The organism is Microlunatus flavus, from assembly GCF_900110855.1.
Lineage (GTDB): Bacteria > Actinomycetota > Actinomycetes > Propionibacteriales > Propionibacteriaceae > Microlunatus > Microlunatus flavus.
Genome location: NZ_FOFA01000005.1, coordinates 281,840 through 308,598, shown reverse-complemented (window position 1 = coordinate 308,598; position 26,759 = coordinate 281,840). Strand labels below are relative to the sequence as shown.

Annotated in this window: 20 protein-coding genes, 1 tRNA gene and 1 pseudogene; 11 read left to right on the top strand and 11 right to left on the bottom strand. The window is 70.5% G+C overall.

Annotated features, from left to right (window positions below; all coding sequences use genetic code 11):
* Positions 1–527: 527 nt before the first annotated feature.
* Positions 528–3,827, bottom strand: coding sequence for an Lsr2 family DNA-binding protein (locus tag BMY04_RS23355; RefSeq protein ID WP_232506397.1), 3,300 nt, complete (start codon positions 3,825–3,827; stop codon positions 528–530).
* 597 nt (positions 3,828–4,424) lie between these two features.
* On the opposite strand from BMY04_RS23355, the gene BMY04_RS22385 reads away from it, so the two are divergent.
* From BMY04_RS22385 to BMY04_RS13845, 4 genes are all read left to right on the top strand, one after another.
* Complete coding sequence (locus tag BMY04_RS22385; protein ID WP_139209857.1) at positions 4,425–5,156, top strand: hypothetical protein; 732 nt, start codon at positions 4,425–4,427, stop codon at positions 5,154–5,156.
* Positions 5,153–5,443 (top strand): hypothetical protein, encoded by a 291-nt coding sequence (locus BMY04_RS13855; protein WP_091181610.1) that lies wholly within the window; start codon positions 5,153–5,155, stop codon positions 5,441–5,443. Before BMY04_RS22385 ends, BMY04_RS13855 begins: the two co-directional genes overlap by 4 nt.
* 67 nt (positions 5,444–5,510) lie before the next feature.
* Positions 5,511–5,999, top strand: coding sequence for a hypothetical protein (locus BMY04_RS13850; protein ID WP_139209856.1), 489 nt, complete (start codon positions 5,511–5,513; stop codon positions 5,997–5,999).
* A gap of 136 nt (positions 6,000–6,135) precedes the next feature.
* A complete protein-coding gene (locus BMY04_RS13845) occupies positions 6,136–6,534 on the top strand; it encodes a hypothetical protein (protein WP_091181604.1) in 399 nt (132 codons plus the stop codon).
* A gap of 88 nt (positions 6,535–6,622) precedes the next feature.
* On the opposite strand, the gene BMY04_RS13840 is transcribed toward BMY04_RS13845, so the two are convergent.
* The 3 genes from BMY04_RS13840 to BMY04_RS13830 all read right to left on the bottom strand — a co-directional run bounded on the left by BMY04_RS13840 (position 6,623) and on the right by BMY04_RS13830 (position 10,108).
* A complete protein-coding gene (locus BMY04_RS13840; RefSeq protein WP_091181601.1) occupies positions 6,623–7,951 on the bottom strand; it encodes an SMODS domain-containing nucleotidyltransferase in 1,329 nt (442 codons plus the stop codon).
* Positions 7,948–9,108, bottom strand: a complete 1,161-nt coding sequence (locus BMY04_RS13835) for an HNH endonuclease (RefSeq protein WP_091181598.1) — start codon at positions 9,106–9,108, stop codon at positions 7,948–7,950. The genes BMY04_RS13840 and BMY04_RS13835 overlap by 4 nt, the downstream gene beginning before the upstream one ends.
* Before the next feature lie 175 nt (positions 9,109–9,283).
* A complete protein-coding gene (locus BMY04_RS13830) occupies positions 9,284–10,108 on the bottom strand; it encodes a TIGR02391 family protein (RefSeq protein WP_198410151.1) in 825 nt (274 codons plus the stop codon).
* A gap of 492 nt (positions 10,109–10,600) precedes the next feature.
* On the opposite strand from BMY04_RS13830, the gene BMY04_RS13825 reads away from it, so the two are divergent.
* Positions 10,601–13,981, top strand: coding sequence for a DEAD/DEAH box helicase (locus BMY04_RS13825; protein ID WP_139209855.1), 3,381 nt, complete (start codon positions 10,601–10,603; stop codon positions 13,979–13,981).
* Between the two features lie 63 nt (positions 13,982–14,044).
* On the opposite strand, the gene BMY04_RS13820 is transcribed toward BMY04_RS13825, so the two are convergent.
* From BMY04_RS13820 to BMY04_RS13795, 6 genes are all read right to left on the bottom strand, one after another.
* Positions 14,045–14,656, bottom strand: a complete 612-nt coding sequence (locus BMY04_RS13820) for a hypothetical protein (protein ID WP_091181585.1) — start codon at positions 14,654–14,656, stop codon at positions 14,045–14,047.
* 526 nt (positions 14,657–15,182) lie between these two features.
* Positions 15,183–15,256, bottom strand: a tRNA-Ile gene (locus BMY04_RS13815).
* Positions 15,247–16,101, bottom strand: a complete 855-nt coding sequence (locus BMY04_RS13810) for a PrsW family intramembrane metalloprotease (protein WP_091181584.1) — start codon at positions 16,099–16,101, stop codon at positions 15,247–15,249. The genes BMY04_RS13815 and BMY04_RS13810 overlap by 10 nt, the downstream gene beginning before the upstream one ends.
* On the bottom strand, positions 16,098–17,357 hold the full coding sequence (locus tag BMY04_RS13805; RefSeq protein WP_091181583.1) for a glycosyltransferase 87 family protein: 1,260 nt from the start codon (positions 17,355–17,357) through the stop codon (positions 16,098–16,100). The genes BMY04_RS13810 and BMY04_RS13805 overlap by 4 nt, the downstream gene beginning before the upstream one ends.
* Complete coding sequence (locus BMY04_RS13800; protein ID WP_139209854.1) at positions 17,354–18,268, bottom strand: HAD family hydrolase; 915 nt, start codon at positions 18,266–18,268, stop codon at positions 17,354–17,356. Before BMY04_RS13800 ends, BMY04_RS13805 begins: the two co-directional genes overlap by 4 nt.
* Positions 18,269–18,293: 25 nt before the next feature.
* Complete coding sequence (locus BMY04_RS13795) at positions 18,294–19,202, bottom strand: hypothetical protein (protein ID WP_091181813.1); 909 nt, start codon at positions 19,200–19,202, stop codon at positions 18,294–18,296.
* A 534-nt stretch (positions 19,203–19,736) separates the two neighbouring features.
* Here BMY04_RS13795 and BMY04_RS13790 point away from each other — a divergent pair.
* From BMY04_RS13790 to BMY04_RS13775, 4 genes and pseudogenes are all read left to right on the top strand, one after another.
* A pseudogene (locus BMY04_RS13790) lies at positions 19,737–20,744 on the top strand (AAA family ATPase); the annotation flags it as partial.
* A gap of 152 nt (positions 20,745–20,896) precedes the next feature.
* Positions 20,897–21,976, top strand: coding sequence for a DUF58 domain-containing protein (locus BMY04_RS13785; RefSeq protein ID WP_091181576.1), 1,080 nt, complete (start codon positions 20,897–20,899; stop codon positions 21,974–21,976).
* Positions 21,973–22,989, top strand: coding sequence for a VWA domain-containing protein (locus BMY04_RS13780; RefSeq protein WP_232506394.1), 1,017 nt, complete (start codon positions 21,973–21,975; stop codon positions 22,987–22,989). Before BMY04_RS13785 ends, BMY04_RS13780 begins: the two co-directional genes overlap by 4 nt.
* Positions 22,990–23,018: 29 nt before the next feature.
* A complete protein-coding gene (locus BMY04_RS13775; RefSeq protein ID WP_198410165.1) occupies positions 23,019–23,981 on the top strand; it encodes a VWA domain-containing protein in 963 nt (320 codons plus the stop codon).
* On the opposite strand, the gene BMY04_RS13770 is transcribed toward BMY04_RS13775, so the two are convergent.
* A complete protein-coding gene (locus BMY04_RS13770) occupies positions 23,978–24,691 on the bottom strand; it encodes a GAF and ANTAR domain-containing protein (RefSeq protein WP_198410150.1) in 714 nt (237 codons plus the stop codon). The genes BMY04_RS13775 and BMY04_RS13770 overlap by 4 nt on opposite strands.
* Positions 24,692–24,813: 122 nt before the next feature.
* On the opposite strand from BMY04_RS13770, the gene BMY04_RS13765 reads away from it, so the two are divergent.
* Positions 24,814–25,932, top strand: a complete 1,119-nt coding sequence (locus BMY04_RS13765) for an SDR family oxidoreductase (RefSeq protein WP_170854135.1) — start codon at positions 24,814–24,816, stop codon at positions 25,930–25,932.
* Positions 25,933–25,944: 12 nt separating this feature from the next.
* A complete protein-coding gene (locus BMY04_RS13760) occupies positions 25,945–26,643 on the top strand; it encodes a YggS family pyridoxal phosphate-dependent enzyme (protein WP_091181798.1) in 699 nt (232 codons plus the stop codon).
* Positions 26,644–26,759 lie beyond the last annotated feature (116 nt).

Here is a 26,759-nt window from a genome sequence, read left to right as displayed (position 1 = left end):
GTCCTCGGGTTCGACAGGCCTGAGATGTCCAGGTCCGGTGCAGCTGTGGCACGTAGAACTCGTCCAAGCTCGGCTGCGTCGTCGGCGGAGATGCCGTGCGGCCAGGTCGAGATGAGGTGGCAGTGTCCGGCAGGCCCCGAGACCGCCTCCACGAACGACACGCCGGCCTTGGTGAGGAATCGTCGAAGAGCGGATCGCTGCTTGCGACCCGATGCTCCGTCCGCGTCGAGGTCGAGGGCCAGCGTGAAGTAGCGGAGGTTTTCCGCCAGGTACACCGCGAAGGGACGATCGGGTTCCTCGGCCGGCCAGGGTGCGGAGCGGTAGTCGTGTTCTGCGCCTGGCTGAGCGCCCGCCAGACGCAGTACATCGGGGCGCGCTGACATCGCCCGCGCGAGTGAGTCCCAACCGAGTCCGCTGTCCACGGCCCGCACCGTCCGGGGCTCGGCCCGGACGTCAATCGAGTCAGGAGGACCGTCGATTCAGCCCGCGTTCGTCGTTCGCGTTGCCCAGCCGACAGGCGGGCTGCCCTAGGAGGTGAGCTCGGCCTTTTGGTGGGCCTCGTAGGCGGCACGGACCTGGGCAGGAATCCTGCCTCGGTCTGCGACAGCGTGACCGTGGCCGCTCGCCCACAACCGGATGGCCTTGTTAGTTGCCCCGTGGCTGCCCGCGTCCGCGCATGCCGGGTGGGCGTCGACGGCGCTGGCAGGCGCGTCGTTCCAGCGCCACATCACTGCTGGACCCGCTCCAAGGTCGGTGGTGCACTCGGGGGACCAGCAGCGAATCCAGGTGCCTGCGCGGGTCTCGACGCTCGCGGCGACAGTCATGTAGCTCCGGGGAAAGCTGACGTTGCGGGTCGGCGGCCGCCGGCAGTTGCGGCAGATCACGCTGGAGTCCGTTCCGATCACGACTTCGGGGAGCAGCAGCACCACGTCGGCGGTCGGGGAGGGGCAGTCCGTCCACGGGCAGCGGATGAGGCCCACCGATCGGTGAGCGTTCTGACCGACGCCCGCCGTGGTGCGGTTCCACCCTGTGCCTCTCCGAAGGCTTGCAGGCAGGGGGGTCTGTGTGCGCGTGCTGCCACCGCTGATCGTGTTGATGTGGCGGACGGGGACACCAAGAAGGGCGGCGAGGTGGTCAGAGCGAACCGTTCTGCTCGGATCGGGCAGGTGGCGGAGGACCGTGATCGCGTCGATGCGGTGGTCGGAGCGTGCGTCTAGCAGCGGTGTCCGCGGGTCCCAGCCATGAGTTGATTGGCGGTAGGTGGCGCGGACCACGGCCGGGAAGTCGGGGTGGAGGTGCTGCGGCACCGCGTCGGTCGGGTGGAAGTCGCTCCAGACGCATGCCCGCGCTTCGGGTATCGGATGTGCTGCGATGGCGGCGCGGAGCCCACGCTGCGGGATCCTCGATGCGGCGAGCTCATCGAGCAGAGCCTGACCGGCGCTTCGGACGTCTCCTGTCGCGAGCTGTTCGCGCACGATTCGCTGTGCGTGAGTCGGTGTGGTGCCGGCGAGTCGAGCGAGGGTGTCGAGGCTGATGCCGTCGTAGAACCACTTGCGAGCGAGCTCGACCTTGGCCTGTTCGCGCCGTGCTCGGGCTTCCCTGGTCTCGAGATTGGGACGGCTTCGTCTGAGGAGGGTGGAGCCGGACGCGGTCTTGAGGGTTCCGTCCGTTCGGCGAACGGCGACGGTGACGTCGAGTCGCACGGTCGTGGCGTCCACCTCGTGAAGCCGGGTGTTACCTCCACCAAAGGCTCGGAGGGCTTCGCGAAGGGTCTTGGGGGCGCGTCCCGTGGCGAACGGGCCGGTCAGGGCAGCAAGGATCGCCGCGGGCGGTCCGAAGTCGGCGAGCGGAGCACGGTCGTCGGCAGGAGTAGGCAACGGGCTTGCAAGCAGGGCCTGCAGCTTCCGCTCAGCCTGCTCATGCGCGCTCGCGGTGGTGTCGACGAGGCGCTCGTACCGCGCGGCCGCCTGTTCAGCCCCAACCGCCCGCTTCTGGGCGGCGGAAAGCGACAGAGCGTCCACGTCCTTCGCATGGGTCCGGACAACGTCTCGTAGAGCCGCTTCCTCGCGCGCCCGGGCTGCCCGTGCAGGGCTGTCGAGGTTTGGTCGTAGCTCCGCTGCGTCCGGCCCAGGACAGGCGGGCAGGACCGAGGGGAGGACGTGTGGGTCGTCTGCGATGAGTCCGACGACGAGCTCCTCGGCCAGGTTCGCCCAGGCTGCATGGAACTCCTTGACGGGCCAGCTGGAGACAGACTCGCCGTCGTTGCTGCTCATGGTGTAGCTGGCCCCCGAGGTGGAGCCGCGGGCCTCGGCGTGAGCCTGCCGCCGCCACTCGTAGCGGTCCTCTCTCCCGCGTTCGGAGCTGCTGCAACGCAGCAGGTGGCGATGCGTGGCGTCATTCCACTTGATGAGCCCTGAGAACGGTCGCATCTCGGTGTCGGAGGCGGCTCGGCCGACGTCTTGTGGCTGACCCTGACGCGCGGCCTCGAGGATCTCGTTCCAACCCCACTCAGCAGGCGTGTCCTTCCAGCTCCAGTCCCGAGGGCTGAAAGCTCGTGGAAGCCAGAACTTGATCAGGACATCGCGCCACTGCTCTGGGCTGATGCCCCAGGTCCATCCGTGATCTTCAGGCCGGCCCACCCGCACGTCGTAGGTGACCGAGCCGAAGGCGTCCCCGGGGAACCGTGGTACGAGGCGATGGCCGTCGCCGGGGTTGAACTGCCCTGGTGTCACTCCGGTCTCGGTGTGGCGCAGCAGGCCGGTGCAGTAGGCGCGGATCTTGTCGGGAGTGAGCAAGAGCCGGCCGGCGTAGGTCAGGTCCCGCAGCTCGGACAGGGGAGTGCCGGTCTCGTCAGCGCCTCGCGAGGTGACGCCGGCAGCGCCGCAGGCGCGGGCCAGCGCGGCCCAAGTGGTGACCTCAGGGTTCAGTGCGGCTGTGACGATGGTCTGGACCTCCCACTGCTGGCGACGGTCGGGGACAGGTCGTCGCACGCTGCGCTGCTCGTCGCTCGGGTTCGGGAGGGGTTGACCGTCGGAGCCGAGGTCGGTCGTCGGCCCGAATCCTCGGGGAAGGCCGACCGCGTTGCCGGGCCAGTTGCCGGCGCGGGCCTTGTTGAGCCTGGCGATGAGGAAGCGGCGTGCTGTGTCGTCGCGTCCACGGGAGGCGCCGAAGGTGATCAGGGTCCACGCGTCCTTGGCATTGGCGCCGAGGGCGTCGAACTCGGTTCCTGCGGCGTTGACGAGGGCATAGGTGCGGGTGAGTGTAAAGTGGACGGCCCAGGCGTACTCCTCGGCCCGGAGGATCCGGTCGAGGGAGTGCGCGTATAGCAACGGACGGCCGTCGCGGTCGTGCGGGTCGTGGTGCGCAGCCGCCAGGAGGCAGGCCAGGATCGCCTCCGTGGCGGCGTTGCGCCCCTGCGGCAGGTCGGCCTTGGCCGCCGACGAGAGGAGGAAGACGAACAGCCAACCGTCGCGGGCGAGAACTCCACCGATGAGCCTCTTGGTGCCTGGGGCGTAGAGGGGCTCCATGCCGACCTTGGCGCGTGCGCGCTCGCCGGCCGCAGTCGCTCGGAAGGCCTCTACGTCGGTGACGTTTGCCTTCACCCAGGCGGCCGCCGGGTTGCCACAGAGCCAGTCCAGGTCTTCGTCGAGGTTGTCCTGGAACTTCTTGCGAGACTCGTCGGACACCCGGGCCAGGACGATCGTCCAGCGCGGAAGACAGATCTTGCTGAAGGCCGCTGGTGCGGAAACCGATGCCTTAAGCAAGCGTCGGCACATGTGCACCAGGGGCACGATGTCGGGGTGGTAGCTGGCCAGGAGGTCGTTCATGGTGGGCTCCTTGTCGCTGGGAACCCGCACCGTGCCGACCACTTCAATCAAGGCAATGAGCTTGGTTTCAACTCCGAGACCGAGCACCCGATGTCGGAGTTGCGCCGGTTACCGCGTTGTCATCGTTGGACCTGGTCACGGCCAGATCGCTGGAGCCAAGAGGCAGGAGCATCTGCTCACCAGGCCTGTCGAACGTCTGTCCGAGGTTAGGACGCGACAGGGCGCGCAATTGGTCGAGCCGCTGGCGGAAAGTCGTGCGGGGAGTCGTCATGCCGCAGACGGTCCGGTGGACACCGTCGCGATGCCAGGACCATCGGGCGCTACCGAGCTCTCGAGACCGGCTGTCCACGAGCGGTGACAAGCAGTCCACCTCGGCTGAGCTGAACCGGACCCGTCGACCACTTCGTCCGTGATCGCTGTCCGCTCTGCGCGACATCATCGGCGGCATGTGCAGGTCGCGCGGCTTTCTCAGGAGGGCGCGGGCATCGTGGACGACCCGCACTGTCGCATCGGTAATTCACGACTGCAGGACCGGCGTCGGCGTGAACCGACCGAATCGGGCCAAGCTCACCTGGCCCGCCCGACTAGCAGGAGAGCTTGCGTGAACGAGCGGGAGCGTGGCAGAAGGTCGGTTTCACCGGGGATGAGTGGGCCGACAACGTGCTGCGCCGGGCGCGCGATCGACGCGAGCTGGCACAGCTCCAGGCAACGCGAGGCAACGTCAACGCGGCGCGGCAGAGGACTCGCAGCGCGATCGCGCGGGAGCTGTACGGCGCATCGCTCCGCGGTGAGAACGGCGTCGACGAGGCCCGGGTGCTCGACGCGCTGCTCCCCAACTTGGGCCGGCACCGGCAGTGCCGAATTGCTGATGACCGCTCGCGCCGTCCTCGCCGTGGGAGACACGAGCCGGTGAACAGCGACCTTGAACGGGTGATGGCGGCCATGCGCGAAGCAGGCTGGAGGTCCAGCGACGAGTGGCTGCTCAGCACGGCCGTGAAAAGACTGGCGACGGCTCGCTACCACCGGGAATGTGCCGGTACGAGCCGCGAGGCCGCCGATTACATCGACGACGAGCTGCCCGAGTACCGCCGACGGTTCATCGACATCTCGCTGCGTCACGAGGTACGCGCTGCCGAGCGAAGCGGGCAGATCACGCGCGCCGTGCGCGACATCGCGCTCAAGCTCGTGCCCACCTGGACGGGAGACCCCGTCGAGCTTCTGATCGCCGCGGAGGCGATCGCCTCAGTCGACGTGCCGGGCGAGCGGGCGACGTCCGCCTCCTCCGCGATCGCGGCGGTGGCCGACCCTCCGCTGAAGATGGCGCGGTGACGACGTCAGCCGAGGAGCCGGAAGGCGACCTTCGCACCCGCCTGGTCGCCGCCTTCTTCGGGGGCATCCGGTCTGGCGCCGACCAGTTCGAGCATTTCAGGTGGACCCGCGAGTACGCCGAGTGGTCGATCGAGCTGTGTGACCGTGCCGAGCGGCTGGGACTGCCCGCCGCTTACTTGGTCGTCGAGCTCTGCTGCTTCGGCCACGAACCGCTGCGTCTCGAGGAAGCGGTCGCGACCGTCGAGGCCATCTGCCAGCCGCCCGAGCTCCCGGTGCCACGGGGATGACCGTGCGCGGTCAACGAGCGGGCGAACCTGGTTGCCCGGCCTGGTCCACACGCGGAGACTTCTCGGGGTGACGACCAGCACAGCAGATGCGTCGGTGGGGCGGCGGCTGACCGAGCTGCTCCTGCCTCACGCCGACGCCGCGGTGCCAGCGCAGCAGGGACCGACAGGCGCCACGCGGTACTTCCGGTTCTCCGACGCACCGCCTGCGGTGCTGCGCGCCGCGCTCTCGGAGGTCCCCTCGGCTGCCGAGAAGCGCCCGAACGACCAGCCGCCTGCGGCTTGGCTGGTCGACATCGGAAAGAAGTACGGCGGCCGCCTCTGCGGGTCCGTCAACGCCTCCTACAGCGCGCTGCGCGTTGATGCCATTTGCATACCCGCCCCGGCTGCCGCCGCCGTGGTCGAGCAACTGTCGCAGGCGTGGCCGGGCCAGGCCGAGGCGGCCGTCGCAGAAGCCTGGTCCGGCTGGGACTCCACCGAACCGCAGTGGACGGGCACCGGGCTCGAAGCGCGCAATGGTGTCGACCAGGCGACCGTCATCAGCCTCTGGTGGGACTAATCAGCCGCCTCCACGCCGCCGGTCGCGAACCACAATGAGGAGACGCTGGCCGAGGAGCCGACGGCCGTCGTGCCCTGAATCGAGAGCGCTGCCGAAGCCTCTCAAGGCCTCCGAGCTGGGCCCCTATCGTGACCTCGTGTACGCCAAGACGCTGGTCCCGGGGCAGCACCCGATTCCGGCGCTGATGGCGACCACCGACGAGGCCGATGTCCTCGTTCCCCAGCTCCTCCAGCGGGGCTGGGTGCGGTTCGGAGAGCCGCTGCCATCCAAGTCAGACGGCCACCTCGTCATCGGCTCGGACCGGCTCCGCCTGGTCGTTGACGGACAGGCCCTCCTCGACGACCTGACCCCCTGGGCGCCAGACGGCTGGTGGGCAGCGGTCGACGACCGACAGGGCAGTTGTCTGGTCGTCATCGTGCGGACGGACGGCGTCGACCTGACCGCAGATGACGTCGGCTCGCAACTCGCCTCGCTAGTGGGAACCAGCAGCAGTGCGTACGCGTCGCTGCCCGTGGAGACGAGCCTCGAGGTGTGAGCGGCGCCCGGCCCTGTGCACAGGAGCCCAGGGCGCCGGAGGCTTGGCACCACCTTCGCTCGGATGCGGAGCCGCTGACGTCGAAGGACTAGGAGATGGGGACGTCGTGCCGGTCCATCGCCAGTACCCGGTCGTTCTTGACGATGTAGACCTCGACGTAGTGGCGTCCGCGGTACATGGTCGGCTCGGTGCGGCTCAGACTGCCGTCGTCCTTGCTGATCTCGCCTCGAAGCTGGTGGGCCGCCTCCGGTCCGACGTTGCGGACCTTCCAGAACACGTCGACGGGGCCGGGAACATCTGTCGTGACGCTGAAGCGCACCCTCCGGTGCTTGCCGACTGATCCAAGCCGGCGCAGGGGCCCTGACCGGAACCCGTCCTTCTTGAGCACCATGGCCGTGATCTGAGCCTTGTGGCTGAGCACCATCTCGTACCCGCGCTCTTCGATGTACTGCTCCTTGGGAGCACGAGGAAGCAGGACGGGCGCCTCGTCCGTACGTGCTGAGCTCAACGCGGCGCTGAGAGCTGCGGGGGCCTTGAAGGCGTCACCGAACACGCGCTTCCAGGCGGTGATGCTCTTCTGCTTGTCGGTCTCGTCGTAGGCCTCGGTGACCCAGCCGGAGTACCTCGCGATCTTGGTGCGGAAGTTCTCGTATTGCGCCTGGTCCCAGCGGTGGTTGAAGGTCGTGCCCGGGCAACTGGGGTCCTCGAGCGTGGGCATCGTCGGGTACATCTGGAGCCACGTGTCGAGGTCGTCGAGCAGGTTCTTCAGCGCCGTGGGAACGTCCTTGTAGCGCTCGTCGGCGTCCCAGGCGGTGACACGCTCGGCGACGAGCAGGGTGAGGATGATCGACGGCACGCTGAACGTCTGCTTGTAGTCGCGCAGGTACTTCAGCAGGCGCAGGACCTTGCGGAGGTTGCGGTGCGCGAGGGTGTCGCGCTCCTTCATCCAGGCCGTGAAGCCCTCTGGGTTGGTCTCCTCGAACACCGCCTCCTCGTAGTTCACGATGACCTGGCGACCGTCGGCGAGGTGGACGTGGGGCACGACGTCGACGTGACAGTCGCCGGCGTACACGACGCGGACGCACCGGTTCTTCTTCTTCACCATATGGCGGTACATCGACGAGCGACGCAGGGCGGCCCAGACCTCGTCGAGGTACTGCTGCTCGTCCCACTCCTGCTCCTCGTCGAGGCGCAGGAGGATGTCGGCGTCGAACTCGTGGTTGTTCAGCGGCTTGATGATGGTCCGGTGCGCCCACGAGCCCTGGCGGATGTGCTCGCGCACGTGTTCGCCGAGCTCGCTGTCGTTCTCGAGCACGTTGACGATCGAGGCCACCCGACTGTCGAGCTGGTCGAGCCGGGTCTGGTTCAGGTCGACGGTGTTGTCGAGGAACGCCTTGAAGTAGCCGGTCAGATTCACGAGATCTCCAGCGCGGGTCGGTAGGAGCCGTCGGCGCGGTCGTACACGACGAACGGGGGGTGGACGTGCGGGTCACGGGCCCGGCCGAGGGCGACAGCGGCGGACAGCGGCAGTGCCGCGAAGACGTGAAGTGCCGGCATCTGCTTGTCGGTCACCTCCAGCTCGGAGAGCAGCTCTCGGACGCGCCTGGAGAAGCTCTCGAGGGCTGTCGGTGAGGAGATCAGGTCAACGGCGGGCGTCTTCCCTACGGGTGACAGCACCAGACGTCGGTACGTCGACACCTCGTGGGGGAGTTCCTCCGGCTGGATGGTGCCCGCGACGTTGAGCACGAGCACGGCGTCGCTGGAGCTGCAATCGCTGGCGGGGTAGGTCTCCACGTCGAGCTCGACGGGGTCTGCGTCGTCGGGCCACGCCCAGCTGTTTGTCGACCGGTGGCGCTGGTAGACGGCGACCTCGTAGGTGTCGTCGAGCCGGCTGCCCAGGTAGACCAGCAGCGGGAGCCGGGCGAACCCGAAGACGCTTAGGTGGCGAATCGAGTCTCGACGGACCGCCTCCTTGAGCTTGTGCTCGATGGTCTCGTCGATGATGGCTCGCGCCCCGGACCAGTACGCGTCGGTGCCTTCCTGCGCGACGTGACGCAGGTCGATCTCGAAGCCGTACTGCTCGTAGCTGAGCGGGAAGTCCGGGAAGCGGTCGTCGGAGCGGAGGACTGCGTCGGAGGCTGCCGGGCGCGACAGTTCGACGGCGTTCCCGCGGACCATCCCGATCATGCGCAGGACGGCCGTGCCACGGTTCCGCTCCAGGCCGGTCATCCGGAAGATCCACGCCTCGTGCTCGTTCTTGATCTTCCGCAGCCGCTCGACGGTGAGGACGTCGACCGAGCCGGCCCGGTCGACTTCGTCGTGCTCCCCGGCGCACAGGAGCATGAGGTTCTCGGCCTTGTCACGCTCCCCCTCGGGCAGCTCGTGCTCCCCGCGGGGGGACCCTTCGGTCGTCTGCTGGCCAACGATGTGGGCGAGCTCGCCGAGCGTGACCTCGAGATGAGCCAGCGCGCCCTCCAGCAGGTAGCGCCCGCAGATGGCGCACCGCCCTCCGGAGCGGACCCAGACCTTCAAGCGCTCTAGGTGTGGGATCGCCTTGCGTCGCTTGCTGGGCATGGTCTAGCTCCTTCCTGCCGCGTCGTCCGAGTCCCTTCGGACCGTACCGAGGCCCACTGACAGGTCCACCTGCTCGCGCGCCAGGTGTGCGCGAGCAGGCTGCAGAGTGGGCCGGCTTGCTCAGTGCTTGCGCGAGCCAACAGGGCGTGCGTCGCAGGTCCCGGCCAGGTGGGGCTCAGGGCCGCACGCCTGCTTGGTCCAGCCGCCTGTGGACGTAGGAGAAGAGAGCGAACGCGTCGAAGAAGTCGTTGTGCTCCTCGCTCGAACCGAGCCGCGTGGCGTGGGCCCGAGGGTTGCGGTAGTGCCCATGGATACCGGTCAGCAGGTTCTTGAAGCCGCGGTGCTCGCTGGTCTCGGAGTCGTTGCTCATGGCGGTAACGGTGATGAGGGGTGCGACGGTCTTGGTGCCGAAGACACGTCCGTACAGGTCCTCGCCGTCCTCACCGAGACCGGTGTGCCGCCGGATGCGGTCGGGGATGCTCTTCGACGCCTCGCTGATGGCGTGGAACAGCGACTTGCGGACGAGCTCTTCGCCGCAGTAGGTGAGCAGGAGCTGGTGGCACCCGCGGCGCCGGAGCTCGCTGACCAGCTCGCCGGAGAGACGGGCGGCTTCGCTCAGGGTGGCCGCCTGCTGCCCTCGAGCGAACTTGCCCTGCTCGGTGATCTTGAACCCGTAGAGGCTGAGCAGCTCGTTCAGCTGTCCGCGGAGGCGGTCGAAGCGGGCGTGGTCGTTGACGTAACGCGAGGGGTTCAGCGCGGCGTTGACGAACACGACGAGCGTGTCCCCGCGGCCGCGGCGCACCTGCGCGTTGTGGAGCAGGCGCAGCAGCGCGGCGCGCTTGTTCTCGCCGTCCTCCCACTCGAGCCGTGCCGGACGCAGCGCCGAGATCAACTCGCCCTTGGTCAGGCCAGGGCGGTCGGTTGCGGCGAGGATGTTGCTGACCGCCTCAGTGAGCTGCACGTCGAAGACGGGCATGGGCGGTTTGGACGGTTCGGGCACGGGGCCTCCTTCTCCACGTCAGTGTCGCCTCCGGCACCGACACCTGCCGTCAGCCACCGCGCTGGACGAGGAAGCGCTCCGGGTGCGCCGTGCACGGACCCGGAGGCCACGACGGTCACGGGTCAGTTTTGATGCCGGCAGGACCCCAATAGCCTTCTTATCGACGGTCTGATCTTGAACTCGGCCCGCACCGGAAGAGGTCATGGTGGGGCGTGGGTGGTCCGTCCGCCCGACACTCCCTCACGGCAGCTCGAGGTGTGGTGGCGTCCCGTACCTTCGGGGACTCCGGGCCCTGTGCGCAGCAGACCTGCCGAAGCACCGTCTTGGAGACCATCCGACCAGGAGAGCTATGCCCGCGACACCAAGTTCGACGGCTCGTCGTCGGACCCCCCGGCACCCGTGACAACGGCGTTCGGCGCCAAGCTCCGCGCAACCGCACGGCCCGAGCTGACGTGCGACGGGCAACTGACCGTCTTCAGATGGACGCTCGACGTGACCCCGCGCGACATCGCCACCCTCGCTGTCGCCGTCGGACGCGCCTACCTCCCGGACGACGAGCGCCTTGCCTACCCCAACGCCAGCGTGGGCCCCACGGTCCCGACCTACGACAGCGTTCGCAAGGGTGACTTCGGCGAGATGATCGCGGCAGGCATCTACAGCACCCGGATGGGTCGCACAGTGCCCTACAGCAAGCTGCAGGGAAAGCCTGTCGCCAACGCGACCATTCAGGGCCCCGACACGATGGGCCTCACCCTCAGCCACGGCGAGAAGCCGAAGCCCGTCGTGGTCGAGGCGAAGTGCCGCTCCATCGGCTGGCCCTCGAATGTGCTCACCGCTCTCGACGACAGTGCCCAGGTCGTCACAGACGAGTACCTGGCCCAGGCTTGGGCCGCCGGTGTGCGGCTCATGCGCGCCCACCCTGACCACGCACGGAACTTCGCGCTGTCGGCGGCTCAGCACCTGGGCCGACTCATCGACCCCGACGCACCCCTGGCGCCGCACCTACGTCACGCGGTCGCCGTGGTCGGAGAGGACCGGCTACCTGCGTTCAAGATCGACGAGCACTGGACCGGCACCCCACCCATCACAGAGCTGCACGTCGTCCTGGTCCCAAATCTCGATGACACTCGCGACCGCATCTTCGACGCGGCGGCGCGCCTCACCTACGCAGACTTGACTGGCGGGGCCTCGACTCTGGTTCGGCCAGGCGCCAAGGCCGGCATCTCCGGCCTGCTCAGCCGCGATATGCCGGCTCAGCTGGCGAGCACCGCCGTACCTACGCCTCTGCACACCGTCCTCGAGTCGAGCCTGTGGTACTTGGCCAACGAAGACGGCATCGCACTCGCTCGCGCTGGGGCGGCTGCCACAGACCCGGATCCTGACGTCCGTGGCCTCGCCCAGCTCCTGACCGGCGCACTCTCAGGTGCCCGGACAACCCTGAAGGGTCGCTCCCTCGCGGGCTTCGCCGACGCCGCTCGCAACGTCCTGAACCTCAGCGCGCCCCCCGGCAAGCTGCGCGAAGTTCTCGACACAACGACCGCTGACGGGGCCCTGATGGAGGCGGCTCGGCACGTTGCAGCCGCACTCCTGCACCGACTGGAGCGGCATCCGCAGACCATGACCGAGGCGAAGGGCGCCACCGGCGTCGCCGTACAGCACGTGGTCAGCTACATGCGCCGATACGGCCGCCATGCCTTCTGGCCATCCCAGGCCGAAGCCCTCCGTGGCGGCCTCCTCGACCCGACGCAGAGGTCTCTGGCCATCAAGATGCCCACGAGCGCTGGCAAGACCACCCTCATGCAGCTCGTCGCCGCAGACACCATCGACCGCCACCCTGACGGGGTCGTCGCGGTCGTCGCCCCCACACGCGCCCTCGTCGGCCAGCTGTTCCGCGACCTACGAGACGGACTGCCCGACGACGTCAGCGTCCGGTCCTCCCAAGGCGGCCTGGACTACGACACCGACCTCCCCTCCGCTGGAGGCGTCCTGGACGGCCCGGGGGTCGCCGTCGTGACTCCCGAGCGACTCGACCTCGACTGGCGACGGGCGATGACCGACGACGGCGGCATCGATCTTCAGAACATCAAGCTGCTCGTCGTCGACGAGGCGCAGCACGTGGACAACGGACCCCGCGGCGCCACCCTCGAGCTCCTCATCGCCAAGGCCTTGCGGCGCGACATCCGCGTGGTCCTCCTGGCCAGCCAGTTCTCCGACGTCGAGGCCATCGCGAACTGGATCAACGGCGACGCTCTGGAGTCCGACTGGCACCCCGCCTGGCTAGAGCGTCACGTCTACATCCGCGGCCTCCCGGGCACCAGCCCGACTCGCGCCCTTACCGCATACCTCTGGCCCGAAGGGTCGGACCCCGTCGAGGTCTTCACGCTCAAGCCGAGCGACAAGTCGAAGGGCGACGGTTGGATCCGCGACAGGAAGCACGAGGCTGCTGGGCTCGTCGAGAAGTGGACGTCAGAGGGGCTAGTAGTCGTCTTCACCGACCTCAAGTCCCGCGCGCTGGGCCTCTTCAACACGATCTCAGCAAGCGCGGCCCCGCTGAGCACTCCGCACCCCACGCTGACGGAGCTCGCAGCCTCGATCGAGGTGCTGCACCCCGCAGAGGCCGCTGCGCTCCGAAACGGCTTCGGCCTCCACCACGCCGACGTGCACCGCGACGTCCGTCGAGCAATCGAGTCCGCTGCCCGGCGAGGCCTTCTCAGGTGCATCGTCTGCACCTCCACGTTGCTGGAGGGCGTGGACTTCCCGGCCCGCACCGTCATCGCCGCGTACCCGCCAAGGACCCCGGAACAGCGACCTGACATCGCCCGGCTGCGCAACCTCGAAGGGCGCGCGGGTAGGGCAGGCCGTTTCGTCAGCGGCCGTCTCGTCGTCATGACCTCGGATCACGTCCAGGCCCGCAAGTGGCGGCGAGCGATGCGGCAGGACCTTCCGCCAACGCGGACCGCCCTCACCGAAGCGCTGATGGTTCTGAGGCACCAAGCGCCACAGCAGATGCTTCCCGCCGAGAAGGACATCATCGACGCCCTCACGATCGAGGCGCTCGCCGAGTCGGCAGCGGTCGATGGAGACCTCAGACGGGCGCTGGAAGAGGCGCTGCAGCGGAGCTACTGGTCCGCGACCTCCGCTCCGCAGCTACAGCAGACCACCTTGACCAACGGAGCTGGCTACGTCCAGCAGGTCGCTCACAGAGTGCCTGACCCTGCGCTACGCGCCGCCGTGTACCGGTCCGGCTTGAAGCTGGAGGGCTGCCTGCGGCTCCGCGACGCCATCGCTGCCAACCTGGACGCCATCGTTCCCGTCCTTCAAGCCGAGCAGCCTGACCCGGCCGACCACGACCGCCTCCTGTTCTGGCTCATCTCGGCGTGCGTGGCCAACCTCCAGGAGCTGGAGGACCTCCGGGAGGTCGAGCCGGCCGCACTTCAGGCTGCTCTGACGTCGTGGGTCGCCGGCACGAGCGAGGCCGACATCGACCAGGCCTACCCCGAGGCGTGGGCAGCCGTGAAGACGCAGCACCTCGAGACCCTGCTCGTGTGGTCGCTCACCGGATCGTTCGAGGTCATCGCCGCGCTTGGCAGCGACCTGGGGCTCCGCGAGTCGGCCCACAGCAGGCTCGCCCCGAGCAGGCTTCGCTACGGCGTATTCGACGCCGAGCTCTGTCCGCTCGTTCGAGATGGCGCCGACCGGACCCAGGTAGCGCGTATCGCAAGGGAGTGCCTGGACGAGGCTCAGCCCCGAGGCTTCTTCTGGGCTCTCGCCGACGTCGTGGAGGCTCGCATCGCTGCCGAGCAGGAAGCGAAGGCTGAGGAGGACGCGCTCGCGGAGACCGAGCCCGACGAACCCTGGGAGGACATTCTCTGACGCCGGCTCTCGTGTGCCTGCGGCTACTGGTTGGGTCGCGTCGCGGCTCGACCAGGCTGCGGCTCAGGGATGGGGGGTCACTGAGTGGACGACGAGCAGAAGGTCCTTGCCGATCTGGTGCGCTGCCGAGCAGCGGGCCTCGACCGTCGGCAGGCTCGCCTGCCAGCGGGCGAGGCCTCTGTGGGCCGTCGCTGGTAGCGCTTGTACGCGGGCTGGATCGAGCACCGTCTCCTCACCGGGTGCCAGCCCAAAGCGGACGCCGTGGCGGTCGGCCACCCCGTCGAGGTAGCGCCGCATCCGCTCGGAGAGGAGCTGAACGCACCACAGCGACGTGAACTGCTTGGGCATGTGGGCGAGGCGGTAGAAGTCCTTCAGCGCCTCGCCCAAGTGCTGTGTCCAGGCCGCGTTCGTCTCGCGCGGCTCGCGCGGGTACTTGAACTCGACGGCCGCGAAGTCAGGACCAGAGACGACGAGGTCGACAGCGTCCGGTACGCCGGGTCGGCGCCACTCGGCCTCCAGCCTCGTGGGGGCGACCCCCGCGGCCACCAGTTGCTGGATCGTGGCAAATCTGACGACATCCTCGGTGAGCAGGTTCTCCAACCCGGCGCCGCGGTACTGGTCGAGCTGCTTGGCGGTCGCTCGCCACACGTCGTCCCAGGCAACCTCTCCAACCATGAGAAGCAGTCGAGCACACCTTGCCCAGGTGCGGCTCGGAAGGTGTGGTCGCTGCTGCCGAGCTAGAGGTGGACGTGCGGTCCCCGGCCCTGAGGAGAGCAGGGACAGACACCGGTGCGGCTGAGGCAGTTCCGGGAGGCCCCACGGCCTTGGCACCCGCGCAACCTTTGGCATGCTGCAACTGGCGTCATCACGAAACACTTGGCACGGAAGAAACTGTTGGCAGGCTGCAACTGTCCCTGCCAAATGGACGCAACTGCACACAGCACAGTACGAGCCCGCCCCTGTGCCGGGGTGCAAGTAGTTGTGCCTTGCCGTCGGGCGCCAGTGGAGTCGGTGCCTGGTAGCGAAGTCGGCCGTCCCGCAGCACGCACGGGCAGCAAGCCGCCGTCTCGCACGTCCGTTCGCACACGCAGGCCTTCCACCCTGCTTTCGCACAAGGGTTTGCACAGCACCGATCAGCATCGTTTGGTCCCGTCTGATGCGTAAACTTGCTCCTGACGAGGGGAGATGCAGGGTGAGTGTGTGGGGCGAGTGGGGCTTGAACCCACGACCGAAGGATTATGAGTCCCTTGCTCTGACCGGCTGAGCTATCGCCCCTGCGGCGCTGATGCTACCGAGACGGGCTGGCCGTAGGGGTGCTCGGCGGTCGGGAGCGTGCGGCGGGTGCGGTGGATGACGACCAGGAGGCCGCCGACGCTGACCACGGCGACGAGGACGTGGACGATCAGGTTGTTGGAACCGTCCCAGGCCGTGTGCAGGAGGACGGCGCCGACGAACGTCCCCACGAACCGCAGGACCGCCTTCCCCGTGTGGGCGGAGGCGGGGATAGCGAACAGCGCCGCCGCAGTGACGCCGGTCCAGGCGACGTGGCCCGCGGGGGAGAGCAGCGCGCGCAGCAGCAGCGTGGAGTCGAGGGCGGCGAGGCTGCGGCTCTGGATGAGCGCGTTGAAGCCGTAGCCCATCGTCTCGAGCGTGGCGAAGCCCATGCCGCTGGCGACGCCGACGACGACGCCGGCGGCCGGGTTGCGGTAGCGGCGCACGAGGAGCACGACGATCAGTGGGACGACGAGCTTGGCGCTCTCCTCGATGAGGCCGACGAAGAACATCGGCAGGGCGCCGAGGCGGCGCAGCGTGTCGTACTCGAGGGTGCCGGCGGCGACGGTGCCGATGATGCCGCCGATGATCGCGACGAGCGCGAGCAGGCCGGCGCCGACGACGACCCGGCGCCCGCCGGTCGCGGCGAAGGTGAGGACGGTCGCGGGCACGACCACCGACCCCAGCAGGAGCAGCGACGGCACGAAGTTGAGGTTCTCGGTGCCGACGAGGGTGCGCAGGACGAGCAGGTACGCCGCGACGCCGAGGACGAGCACGGCGATCCAGCTGAGCCGCCGCAGGCGCCCGCGTTCCGGGAGGGCGCCGGGGGTCTGGTCGTACGCGGTCACGGGCGGGCCTCTCGGAGGGTGGGGGCGGGCGTGCGTGGGGCGCTCGACTCGACGGTCGTGCCGGCCTGCGGCGTGGGGAGCTCCAGCGGCGTCCGGCGCCGGGCCACGACGACGGCGGCGCCCAGGAAGACGACCCCGATCAGGAGGGTGCCGGAGGCGAGCAGGTTCTGCCCGGCGTTCCAGGTGAGCTCGACGTCGCCGCTGTTCGGCAGGTTCTTGAACGGCTCGACCGCGACCCAGCCGCAGAAGAGCAGCCCGAGCACGCTGAACCACTGCGGCAGCCGGGCCGGGCCGGGCAGCGGCAGCAGGTCGAGGACGAGCACGACGGCGAGCGGCACGACCCACACGAAGTGGTGCAGCCAGGAAACGGGGGAGGCCAGCAGGGTGGCCACGCCGCCCAGCATCACGGCGAGCGCGACCTCGCCGCGCCGGTGCCAGAGCACGGCCGCCCAGACGCCGAGGGCGGCGACGGCCGCGCTGAGCGCGAGCCCCAGCAGGGTTGCGCCGGTGCTGAAACCGAGGACGCGGATGACGTCGGCCAGCACCGACTGGTTGGTGAAGTAGACGATGCTGCCGCCCAGGCCGGTGTCGCCGTGGGCGAGCCGGGTCCAGAACCCGTACGACTGCCGCGGCGCGACCACGGCCGCGAGCAGGGTCAGGGCGACCGCGGAGACGACGGCGGTGACGAACGCGCGCCGACGGCGCACGAGCAGCAGGTAGACGAGGAAGAAGGCGGGGGTGAGCTTGATGCACGCCGCGAGCGCGGTCCAGAAGCCCTCGGGCAGCACCCGCCGGGCGAGGACACGGGGCCCGGGTACGAGGTCGAGCACGACCAGCGCGACGAGGAAGATGCCGACCTGGCCGAAGCCGAGGGTCTGGCGCACCAGCTCGACGAACAGCGACGCCGTCGTCGCCAGGCTGAGCACCCAGCCCCGCAGCCCGACCCGGTGGAGGACGGCGAGCAGCGCGAGGACGCCGGCGACCGTCCAGCCGATCTCGACGGCGGCGGTGGGCAGCAGGGTCAGCGGGACCGACAGGACGGCGGCCAGCGGCGGGTAGAGGAACTGCAGCCGCCCGGCCAGGGCGTAGAAGTCGCCGCCGGCGAGCAGGACGCGCGCGGCCTCGAGGTAGACGCCGAGGTCGACCATCGCCGGGCGCCACGGCACGAGCCGTCCGCCGAACTCGGTCCCCGCCACCCAGAGCCCGGTGATGACGGGCAGGAGGCAGACCGCGGCGGCCCGGACCGCCCGCGTCATGCGGGTGCGACGGCTCCGGCGTGCTCCAGCGACGTGTCGAGCGAGGGGCACGACGCCACCCAGTCGAGGATCGTGGTGCCGACGCCGGACTCGTGGTTGGCCCCGACGACGGGGAAGCCGAGGGCGAGCAGCGCGGGGTGGGCGTTCGCGACGACGCGCGGCATGCCGACCCAGCTGAGCATGCTCACATCATTCGGCATGTCGCCGAAGGCGGCAACGCGACGGGCCGGTACGCCGAGGCGCGCGCAGGTGCGCGCGAGCATGCTCGCCTTGTCGACGCCATGGGCGCTCACCTCGACGAGGCCGTAGCCCCGGCCCGTGGAGCTCGTGGCGGTGAGGGTCCCGCCGACGCACGCGGAGACCTGCGTGCGCAGCGCGTCGTCGTCGAGCGCCTGGCTCTGGACGAGCATCTTGACCGCCGAGATCTCGTGGGCGAGCTCCTCGACGCTGCCGTGGCGCAGGTCCGGGTCCTGCCCGGTGTCGGGCACCCAGGTGCGGTACGCCGGCTCGTAGCCGAAGTGCGTGCCCGACTCGAAGGCGAAGGCGGCGTCCGGCACGTGCTCGCGGATGCAGGCGACGGCGCCGAGCGCCACGTCCGGGTCGAGGCAGAGGCGGTCGAGCGTCCGGCGCGAGCCGAGGTCGTAGAGGACCGCTCCGTTGCTCGCGATGACGGTGGGGTGGGCCCCGGGCAGGTCGGCGATGACGTCGAGCCAGCGGACCGGACGGCCGGTGGCGAAGACGACCGGGATGCCGGCCTCCTGCGCCGCACGGACGGCGCGCGCGTTGGTCTCGCTCACCGTGCCGTCGGGGGAGAGGAACGTGCCGTCGAGGTCGCAGGCGACCAGGGCGGGGACCGCGGTGGCGTGCTCGTGGATCGTCATGGTCCTCGTCGTCACCGTCGTCGTCGTCATCGTGGTCACTGTCGTCAGGGCCGTCTCAGAGTCGCGAGGGCGGGGTCGGGCTGCCGGGTTCGCCGCTCTCACCCGGGCTGGGGCCCCCGCTGGGCGAGCCGGACTGCGAGCCCGACGGCGAGGGCGACCCCGACGGCGAGCCGGACTGGGACCCGGACTGCGACGGCGACGGCGAGCCGCTCTGGGAGGGCTGCGGCGAGCCCGACTGCGGGCTCGCGGACGCCGGCGGCGGGCTGCCGGTGCCGTCGGCCGGCGGCGGCGGGCTCTGCGGCGGCTGGTTGCGGAAGATGAGGATGGCGATGAGGACGGCCAGCGCGGCCAGCAGCAGCATCAGCAGCCAGGACACGAGGATCGTCCGCCAGCCCGCGCGGTCGTAGCGGCCGGGCCAGGGCAGCGGCCACAGCCGCGCCAGCCCGGGGCGGACGCGGTTGATCCAGGGCAGCTCGTAGTCGGGCCCCTTCGGCAGGCCGAGCGGCTCGAGCGCGGCGAGCTCGACGGCGTCGAGCACCCGCTGGGCCTCGGCCGCGGCCGCCGGCGAACCGTCGTACGCCAGGGCCACCCAGGGCGCGTCCTGCTTGCCGTCGGGTGCGACGGGCGTGTCGGGGGCGACGAAGCGGCGTCCGAGCCGGCCGGTGTCCTGCCCCTGGCCACCGCGCGCGAGCACGGTGTCGATGTGCATCTCGTTGACCTCGCCGGCCAGCCGGTCGCGGGCGGCGGCGTCGGCCGCGGCGCCCTCGGAGAGCAGCAGCACCATCGCCGGGACGCTGCCGGTCTCCTCGGAGGAGTGCGCGGTGAAGGCGGTGCCGGCGGAGCTGGCGTGCAGCCGGGCGTCGAGCCAGTAGCCGCCGACCTTGGGCGGGTCGTCGGGCAGCAGCGGGCTGACGCCGACGACGTCGTCGAGGGTGGACGGGTCCACGGACTCGTACGCGCGCATCGCCTCGACGTTGGGCGGCGCCGCCGGCGCGCTGCCGGGCTGGCCCGGAGGTCGCTGCCCGGGGTCGCCCGCGTCCCAGGGACCGTAGTAGGGGGACGACACGGCACCTCCTCGGCGGGGCGAGCGACGGACGGGTGGACCTCGGGGCGCACCGCCCGCGAGGAACCGCAGGCGCAGACAGTCTAGGAGGCGCGCAGGTCCGGCCCCTGCCGCTCGAGCGTGCGCTGGACGTCTGGCCGCGCTCCCGGCCGTGGCTATGGAGCACCTGTGAACTCCTGGTCTGCCGGATCGCGCCGCCTACGCTGGAACCACTGGTCTGCGAGACTGTGCGGGCCTGCCGGCGGGGGACGACGTGCTCTGCGTGCTGTCGAGCTCGTCCGTCCGGGGCTCGCGTCCCTAACCCGTCCAGTCCCCGGCTCTCGTGTCCTGAGGAGTGAGTGAGTGAGCAGCCCCAGCTACGGCGCGCCGAACGGCTCGTCCGCCGCCAGCCCGAGCGCGGGCCCCGGCGGCACGGCCACGGCGAGCCGGCACGGCCTGGAGCCCGCCGAGGCGTCGCGGCTCCTCGGCGAGGCGATCAGCCAGGTGCAGCGCGTCATCGTCGGCCAGGAGCACATGGTCGAGCAGCTGATGGTCGGGCTGCTGGCCAAGGGCCACATCCTCCTGGAGGGCGTGCCCGGCGTCGCGAAGACGCTGGCGGTGCGCAGCTTCGCCACGGTCGTCGGCGGCTCCTTCTCCCGCATCCAGTTCACCCCGGACCTCGTGCCCTCCGACATCGTCGGCACCCGGATCTACAAGGCCAGCCAGGAGACGTTCGACGTCGAGCTCGGCCCGGTCTTCGTCAACTTCGTCCTGGCCGACGAGATCAACCGCGCGCCGGCCAAGGTGCAGGCCGCGATGCTCGAGCTGATGGCCGAGAAGCAGGTCTCCATCGGCGGCACGACCTACCCGGTGCCGCAGCCGTTCATCGTGCTGGCGACGCAGAACCCGGTGGAGTCCGAGGGCGTCTACCCGCTGCCCGAGGCGCAGCGCGACCGCTTCCTGCTCAAGGTCGACGTGCCCTACCCGCGCGGCAACGAGGAGTTCGAGATCCTCCGCCGGATGAGCGTCGACCCGCCCGAGGCGCGCCCGGTCCTCGACCCCGACCTGGTCCGCACGCTGCAGCGCCAGGCGAGCGAGGTGTTCGTGCACAACCTCGTCGCCGAGTACGTCGTGCGCCTCGTGCTGGCGACGCGGACGCCGGCCGAGTTCAACCTGCCCGACCTCACGTCGGTCATCCAGATCGGCTGCAGCCCCCGCGCCACGCTCGGCCTGGTCGCCGCGGCCCGCGCGCTCGCCCTGATCCACGGGCGCGACTACGTGCTGCCCACCGACGTGCAGGCCGTGGCCAAGGACGTCATGGCGCACCGCCTGACGCTCGGCTTCGACGCCATCGCCGACAACATCTCGCCCGCGCAGGTGATCGAGCGGATCGTCGCCATGGTCCCGCCGCCCACGCCGGTCTGGCAGGGCCAGCAGGCTCCCCAGGGTCAGCCGGGACAGCCGCAGCCCCAGGCGAACGGCAGCGGCCAGGGCGTCCCGCAGGGCCGCGCGCCGCAGAACGGCGGCCCGGCCAACGGCGCCTTCCCGCCGCCGTCCGGTCGTCCCGTCGCGCCGTACCCGCCGTCGCGGGACTTCGGCTGAGCCGCAGCCTCCCCATGGCCGCTCCCTCCTTCGGACCACCCGCGGGCCCGCCGCCCGTGCGGTCCGGCGTGCCCCCGCGCGACGCCGGCGCGGTCTCCTCGGTGCTCGGCACGCCCACCCGCGCCACCATCCCGCTCAACAAGCTCGCCCCCGAGGCGGCGCTGCGCCGTCTCGAGCTGACGATCGTGCGCCGGCTCGAGGGCTACCTGCACGGCGACCACCTCGGGCTGCTGCCCGGGCCCGGCTCGGAGGCCAACGACGCACGCCTCTACATCGCCGGTGAGGACGACGTCCGCAAGATCGACTGGGCCGTGACGGCCCGCACGACCGTGCCGTACGTGCGCGACACCGTCTCCGACCGCGAGCTCGAGGTCTGGGCGCTGCTCGACGTCACCCCGTCGATGAACTGGGGCACCGAGGGCGTCACCAAGCGCGACCTCGGCATCGCCGCGATCGCCACCATCGGCTTCCTGTCGCAGAAGATGGGCGACCGCTTCGGCGGTTACGTCATGAAGCCCGACAAGCTGCGCCGGCTGCCCGCGCGCTCGGGCCGCTCCGCCCTGTACGGGCTGCTGCGGACGATGCTCACCGAGCCCTTCGTGCCCGACCACGCGACCGGCCCGATGACGCTGGCCAACGCCGTCGAGCAGATGTCGCGCGCCCAGCGCCGGCGCGGTCTCCGGGTCGTCGTCTCCGACTTCCTGACCCCCGGCGACCACGAGCTCGACCCGAACGAGCCGCCGGAGTGGGAGCGGTCGATGCGTCGCCTCGCCGTGCGCAACCAGGTGCTGGCCATCGAGGTCGTCGACCGCCGCGAGATCGAGTTCCCCAACGTCGGCGACATGCTCATCCGCGACCCCGAGACCGACTTCGAGCGCTACGTGAACACCGCCGACCCGGACGCCCGCGCCCGCATGGACGCCGCCAGCTCCGCGCAGCGGGAGCGCATCCGCATCTCCCTGCGCCGTGCCGGCGTGGGCCACATCCAGCTGCGCACCGACCGCGACTGGGTCGCCGACATCGCCCGCTTCGTGCTGGCCTACCGCCGCGTGGCGAGCATGCTGCACGCGCCGCCCACGGGGGTGACGAAGTGACGCCGCTCGAGCTCGTCGGCCTGAACGTCTTCACCGACGTCTGGACCTTCTTCAGCAAGATCGACTTCGAGGTGCCGCGGCGGCTGGCCTGGCTGGCGGCCATCCCGGTGCTGGTCGCGGCGTACGTGCTGGCGACCCGGCGCAAGAACCGTCGCGGCATGCGCTTCACGAACACGTCGATGCTGGACGTGGTCATCCCGCGGCAGTCGCAGTGGCGCCGCCACCTGGCGGTTGCGCTGTCGCTGCTCAGCCTCATCACGCTGACCACCGCGTTCGCGCAACCGACGACCCAGGTCAACGTGCCGCGCGAGCGCGCGACCGTCGTGCTCGTCATCGACGCGTCGCTGTCGATGCAGGCGACCGACGTGCCGCCGAACCGGCTCGACGCGGCCAAGCAGGCCGCGGTGGGCTTCGTGAACGAGCTGCCCGAGAAGTACAACGTCTCGGTCGTCTCGATGGCCGGGGCGACGTCGATCCTCGTGCCGCCGACGCTGCAGCACAGCACGGTCGCCAACGCGATCAACAGCATCAAGCTGCAGGACTCGACGGCCATCGGCGCGGGCATCGACACCGCGATGGCCGCCCTGCAGCAGGCGCCGAAGGACCCCGACCACCCCGACGAGCCCGCGCCCGGCGCGATCGTGCTGCTCAGCGACGGCACCAACCAGCAGGGGCGCGCCCCGCAGCAGGCCGCGGCCGACGCCAAGAAGGCCGGCGTGCCGGTCTACACGATCGCGTACGGCACGGAGAACGGCTACGTCGACCTCGACGGCCAGCGCAACCCGGTGCCGGTCGACAAGGAGCAGATGCAGCAGATCGCGCAGATCAGCGGCGGGCAGTACTTCACCGCGGCGACGCCCGACCAGCTGCGCACCGTCTACGAGAACATCTCCTCCGAGGTCGGCTACGAGAAGGCCGACCGCGAGGTGACCGCGCAGTTCGCCGGCTTCGGCCTCGCCTTCGCCGTCCTCGCCGCGCTCGGCGCGATCTCGCTGGGGGCGAAGTGGCCGTGATCCTCCAACCGCTCGCCCTGACCCCGCTGCTGACCCCCCTGCTCTCCTTCCTGGAGCCGGTCCGGCTCTGGTGGCTGCTGCTCATCCCGGCGCTGGTGGGGCTCTACCTGTTCCTGGTCAACCGCAAGCGCAAGCGCAACGCCCGGATCGCGCGCACGATGTTCGACCTGGTGATCCCGCGCGACCGCACCTGGCTGCGCCACGTCGCCGTGGGCCTGTCGATCCTGAGCCTGCTCACGCTGACGATCGCGTACGCGAAGCCGAAGGGCGAGGTGTCGGTGCCGCGCGAGCGCGCGACGATCGTCGTCACGATCGACGTCTCGCTGTCGATGGAGGCGACCGACGTCCAGCCGAACCGGCTCGACGCGGCCAAGTCGGCGGCGGAGGGCTTCGTCAACTCGCTGCCGCCGAAGTTCAACGTGTCGGTCGTGTCCTTCGCGGGCACCGCGACCACCCTCGTGCCGCCGACGCAGGACCGGGGCGCGGCGACCGCGGCGATCCAGAGCCTGCAGCCCAAGGCGTCGACCGCGATCGGCGAGGGCATCTACACCTCGCTGGCCGCGCTGGCCCAGGTCCCGCCGGACCCGGGAGACCCCAACTCGGTCGCCCCGGCCCGCATCGTGCTGCTGAGCGACGGCAAGACCCAGATCGGCCGCCCGTCCGACGAGGCCGCCCAGCAGGCCAAGGCCCAGAGCGTGCCGATCTACACGATCGCGTACGGCACCCCCGACGGCTACATCGACATCGGCGGCCGGCGCGAGCCCGTCCCGGTCGACCGGGCCGAGCTGGCCCGGGTGTCGCGGATCTCGGGCGGCACCGCGTACACGGCGACGTCCGCCGGCCAGCTCAAGGACGTCTACCGCGACATCGGCAGCTCGGTCGGCACGGAGAAGATCGACAAGGAGGTCACCTCGCGCTACGCCGGCCTGGGCCTCGCGTTCGCGATCCTCGCGGCGCTCGGGATGGTGTCGCTCGGGGCCCGCTGGCCCTAGCGGGGCTGGTCCTCGGTCCCGGGCAGGGTGCCGGTGCGGACGAGGGCGTCGGCCACCGCGCGGAGCTTGGTCCCGGTGCGCTGGGACGAGCGCGACAGCAGGGTGAAGGCCGGGTCGGCGGTGATCTTGTACCGCTCCATGAGGATGCCTTTGGCCTGCTCGATGACGGAGCGGTGCAGCATCGCGGAGCGCATCTGAGCGGCGTCGTCGACCGACACCGCAGCGGCCGCGGCCGTGCCGATCGCGTACGCCGTCCACAGCGCGATCTCCTCGGCGACCTCCACGTCCTCCTCGCCGAAGGCGTGCGGTCGCGACGAGTAGGTGTTGAGGCCGCCGATCCGGGTGCCCTGGAAGGGCAGCGGGACCGACAGCGAGCTCCCGACGCCGTGCTCGGCGGCGTGGCGGCTGTAGTCCGGCCAGCGGTCTTCGGCGGCCATGTCCTCGACGAGGAACACCTGGCCCGACCGGCCCGCGTCCATGCAGGGGCCGTAGCCGCGCTCGTACTGCAGCTCGTCGGCGTCGAGCGCCATCTGGCCGTCGTGGGCGGCGGTGTACGGCTCGTCGCCCCGGATCAGCGTGATCGACACCGCTTCGGCGCCGGGCATCCCGCGCCGGGCGACCCCGACGATCTCGGCGAGGACCTGGTCGAGGTCGCGTCCCACGAGGACGACGGCCACGAGCTCCTCGTGCAGCGTGCGCAGGTCGGACAAGGCCGCGGTGCTCCTTCGTCGAGCGCGTCGTCGGGCCCGCACGGACGGTTCCGCGCCGGGTTGCGAGCACCTTAACCGCGGCCGGCGTGGAATGCCGCGTGCCGGGCGCCGGTTGGGCAGGGGTGAGCGAACTCCAGCAGACCGCCCCCGCCGAGCCCCGCACCGCCTTGGTCGTCGGGGCTAGCGGCATCACCGGCACCGCCCTGGTCGACCAGCTGCTCGACGAGGGCTGGGAGGTCCTGGCGCTGTCGCGGGGTGGCTCCGCGCGGACCGGCGTCACCGGTGTCGCGGCGAACCTGCGCGAGGTCGAGAGCCTGCGCACGGCGCTCGCGGAGCACCGCCCGACGCACGTCTTCTTCACCGCCTGGCAGCGCCAGGACACCGAGGCGGAGAACATCACGGTCAACGGCGGCATGGTCCGCGACCTGCTCGCCGCGCTGGCCCACGCACCGCTGCAGCACGTGGCCCTCGTGACCGGGCTCAAGCACTACCTCGGCCCGTTCGAGGCGTACGCGCAGGGCAAGGTCCCCGACACGCCGTTCCACGAGGACGAGCCCCGCCTGGAGACCCCGAACTTCTACTACGCGCAGGAGGACGAGCTCTTCGCCGCCGCCGAGCGGCAGGGCTTCACGTGGTCGGTGCACCGCTCGCACACGGTCATCGGCTACGCGGTCGGCAACGCCATGAACATGGGCCTGACCATCGCCGTCGCCGCCACGCTCACGAACGAGCTCGACCTGCCCTTCGTGTTCCCGGGCAGCGAGGCGCAGTGGAACGGCCTGACCGACATGACCGACGCCGGCCTGCTCGCCGAGCAGATGGTCTGGGCTTCGACCGACCCCGCCGGCGCGGACGAGCCGTTCAACATCGTCAACGGGGACGTCTTCCGCTGGCGCTGGATGTGGCCGCGCCTCGCTGCCCACCTGGGCGTCGACGCGGCGCGCGTCCAGGGGCCCGAGGGTGAGCCGCAGCCGTTCGAGGAGCAGCTGACGCGCTACGAGGGGGCGTGGGCCGACATCGCCGAGCGTCACGGCCTCGTCGAGGCCGACATCACCCGGCTGGCCTCCTGGTGGCACACCGACGCCGACCTCGGCCGCCCCATGGAGGTCGTCACCGACATGAGCAAGAGCCGCGAGGCGGGCTTCCTGTCCTACCGGCGTACGGAGCGGGCGTTCACCGACCTCTTCGACCGCTACCGCGCGGAGCGGCTCGTGCCTCCCGCGCCCGTGCGCGCCGCCTAGGTTGGTGGCGTGATCGACGTCGCCGCGAACCTCGCCCGCGTCCGCCGGCAGGTCGACGAGGCCTGCGCGGCGGCCGGGCGGGACCCGGGCGAGGTGCGGCTGCTGCCCGTGAGCAAGACGCACCCGCCCGAGCTGCTGCAGGCGGCGTACGACGCGGGCGTGCGGCTCCTGGGGGAGAACCGGGTCCAGGAGGCGGCCGAGAAGGCCGACCACTTCGCCGACCGACCCGACCTGCGCTGGGCGATGATCGGCCACCTGCAGACGAACAAGGCGCGCCAGGTCGCCGCCTTCGCCGACGAGTTCCACGCGCTGGACTCGCTGAAGATCGCCCGCGCGCTGCACAAGGGGCTGCACGACCTCGACCGGTCGCTCGACGTGTTCGTGCAGGTGAACTCCTCCGGCGAGGCTCAGAAGTCCGGCCTGGCGCCGGGCGAAGTCGCCGACGTCGTGGCCGGTCTGGCTGAGCTGCCCACGTTGCGCGTCCGGGGGCTCATGACCGTGGCCGTGCAGCAGGGGGTCGACGGCGCCGGCGAGCGCGAGGTCGCCGCCTGCTTCGAGCGGATGGTCGAGCTGCGCGAGTCGCTCCCGGAGCACCTGTGCGGCCGCGAGCTCTCCATGGGCATGTCCGGCGACCTCGCCCTCGCGATCGCCCACGGGGCCACGACCGTCCGTGTCGGGCAGGCGGTCTTCGGGGCGCGCGAGACGCGCTGAGCGGGACCCACCCTCCCCGGAAAGTGGTCGCTCCGGGGCGGTTGCGGGCCACAGAACCGGGCCGGAGCGACCACTCGCGGGAAGAGGTGAGGGGGCTCAGGCCTCAGGCCTCAGGC

Coding starts and splice junctions, on each gene's coding strand:
- BMY04_RS23355 (WP_232506397.1), bottom strand. CDS start 3,827: ATGAACGACCTCCTGGCCAGCTACCACCCCGACATCGTGCCCCTGGTG.
- BMY04_RS13835 (WP_091181598.1), bottom strand. CDS start 9,108: ATGCCCAGCAAGCGACGCAAGGCGATCCCACACCTAGAGCGCTTGAAG.
- BMY04_RS13820 (WP_091181585.1), bottom strand. CDS start 14,656: ATGGTTGGAGAGGTTGCCTGGGACGACGTGTGGCGAGCGACCGCCAAG.
- BMY04_RS13805 (WP_091181583.1), bottom strand. CDS start 17,357: ATGACGCGGGCGGTCCGGGCCGCCGCGGTCTGCCTCCTGCCCGTCATC.
- BMY04_RS13800 (WP_139209854.1), bottom strand. CDS start 18,268: ATGACGACGACGACGGTGACGACGAGGACCATGACGATCCACGAGCAC.
- BMY04_RS13795 (WP_091181813.1), bottom strand. CDS start 19,202: ATGCGCGCGTACGAGTCCGTGGACCCGTCCACCCTCGACGACGTCGTC.
- BMY04_RS13785 (WP_091181576.1), top strand. CDS start 20,897: ATGGCCGCTCCCTCCTTCGGACCACCCGCGGGCCCGCCGCCCGTGCGG.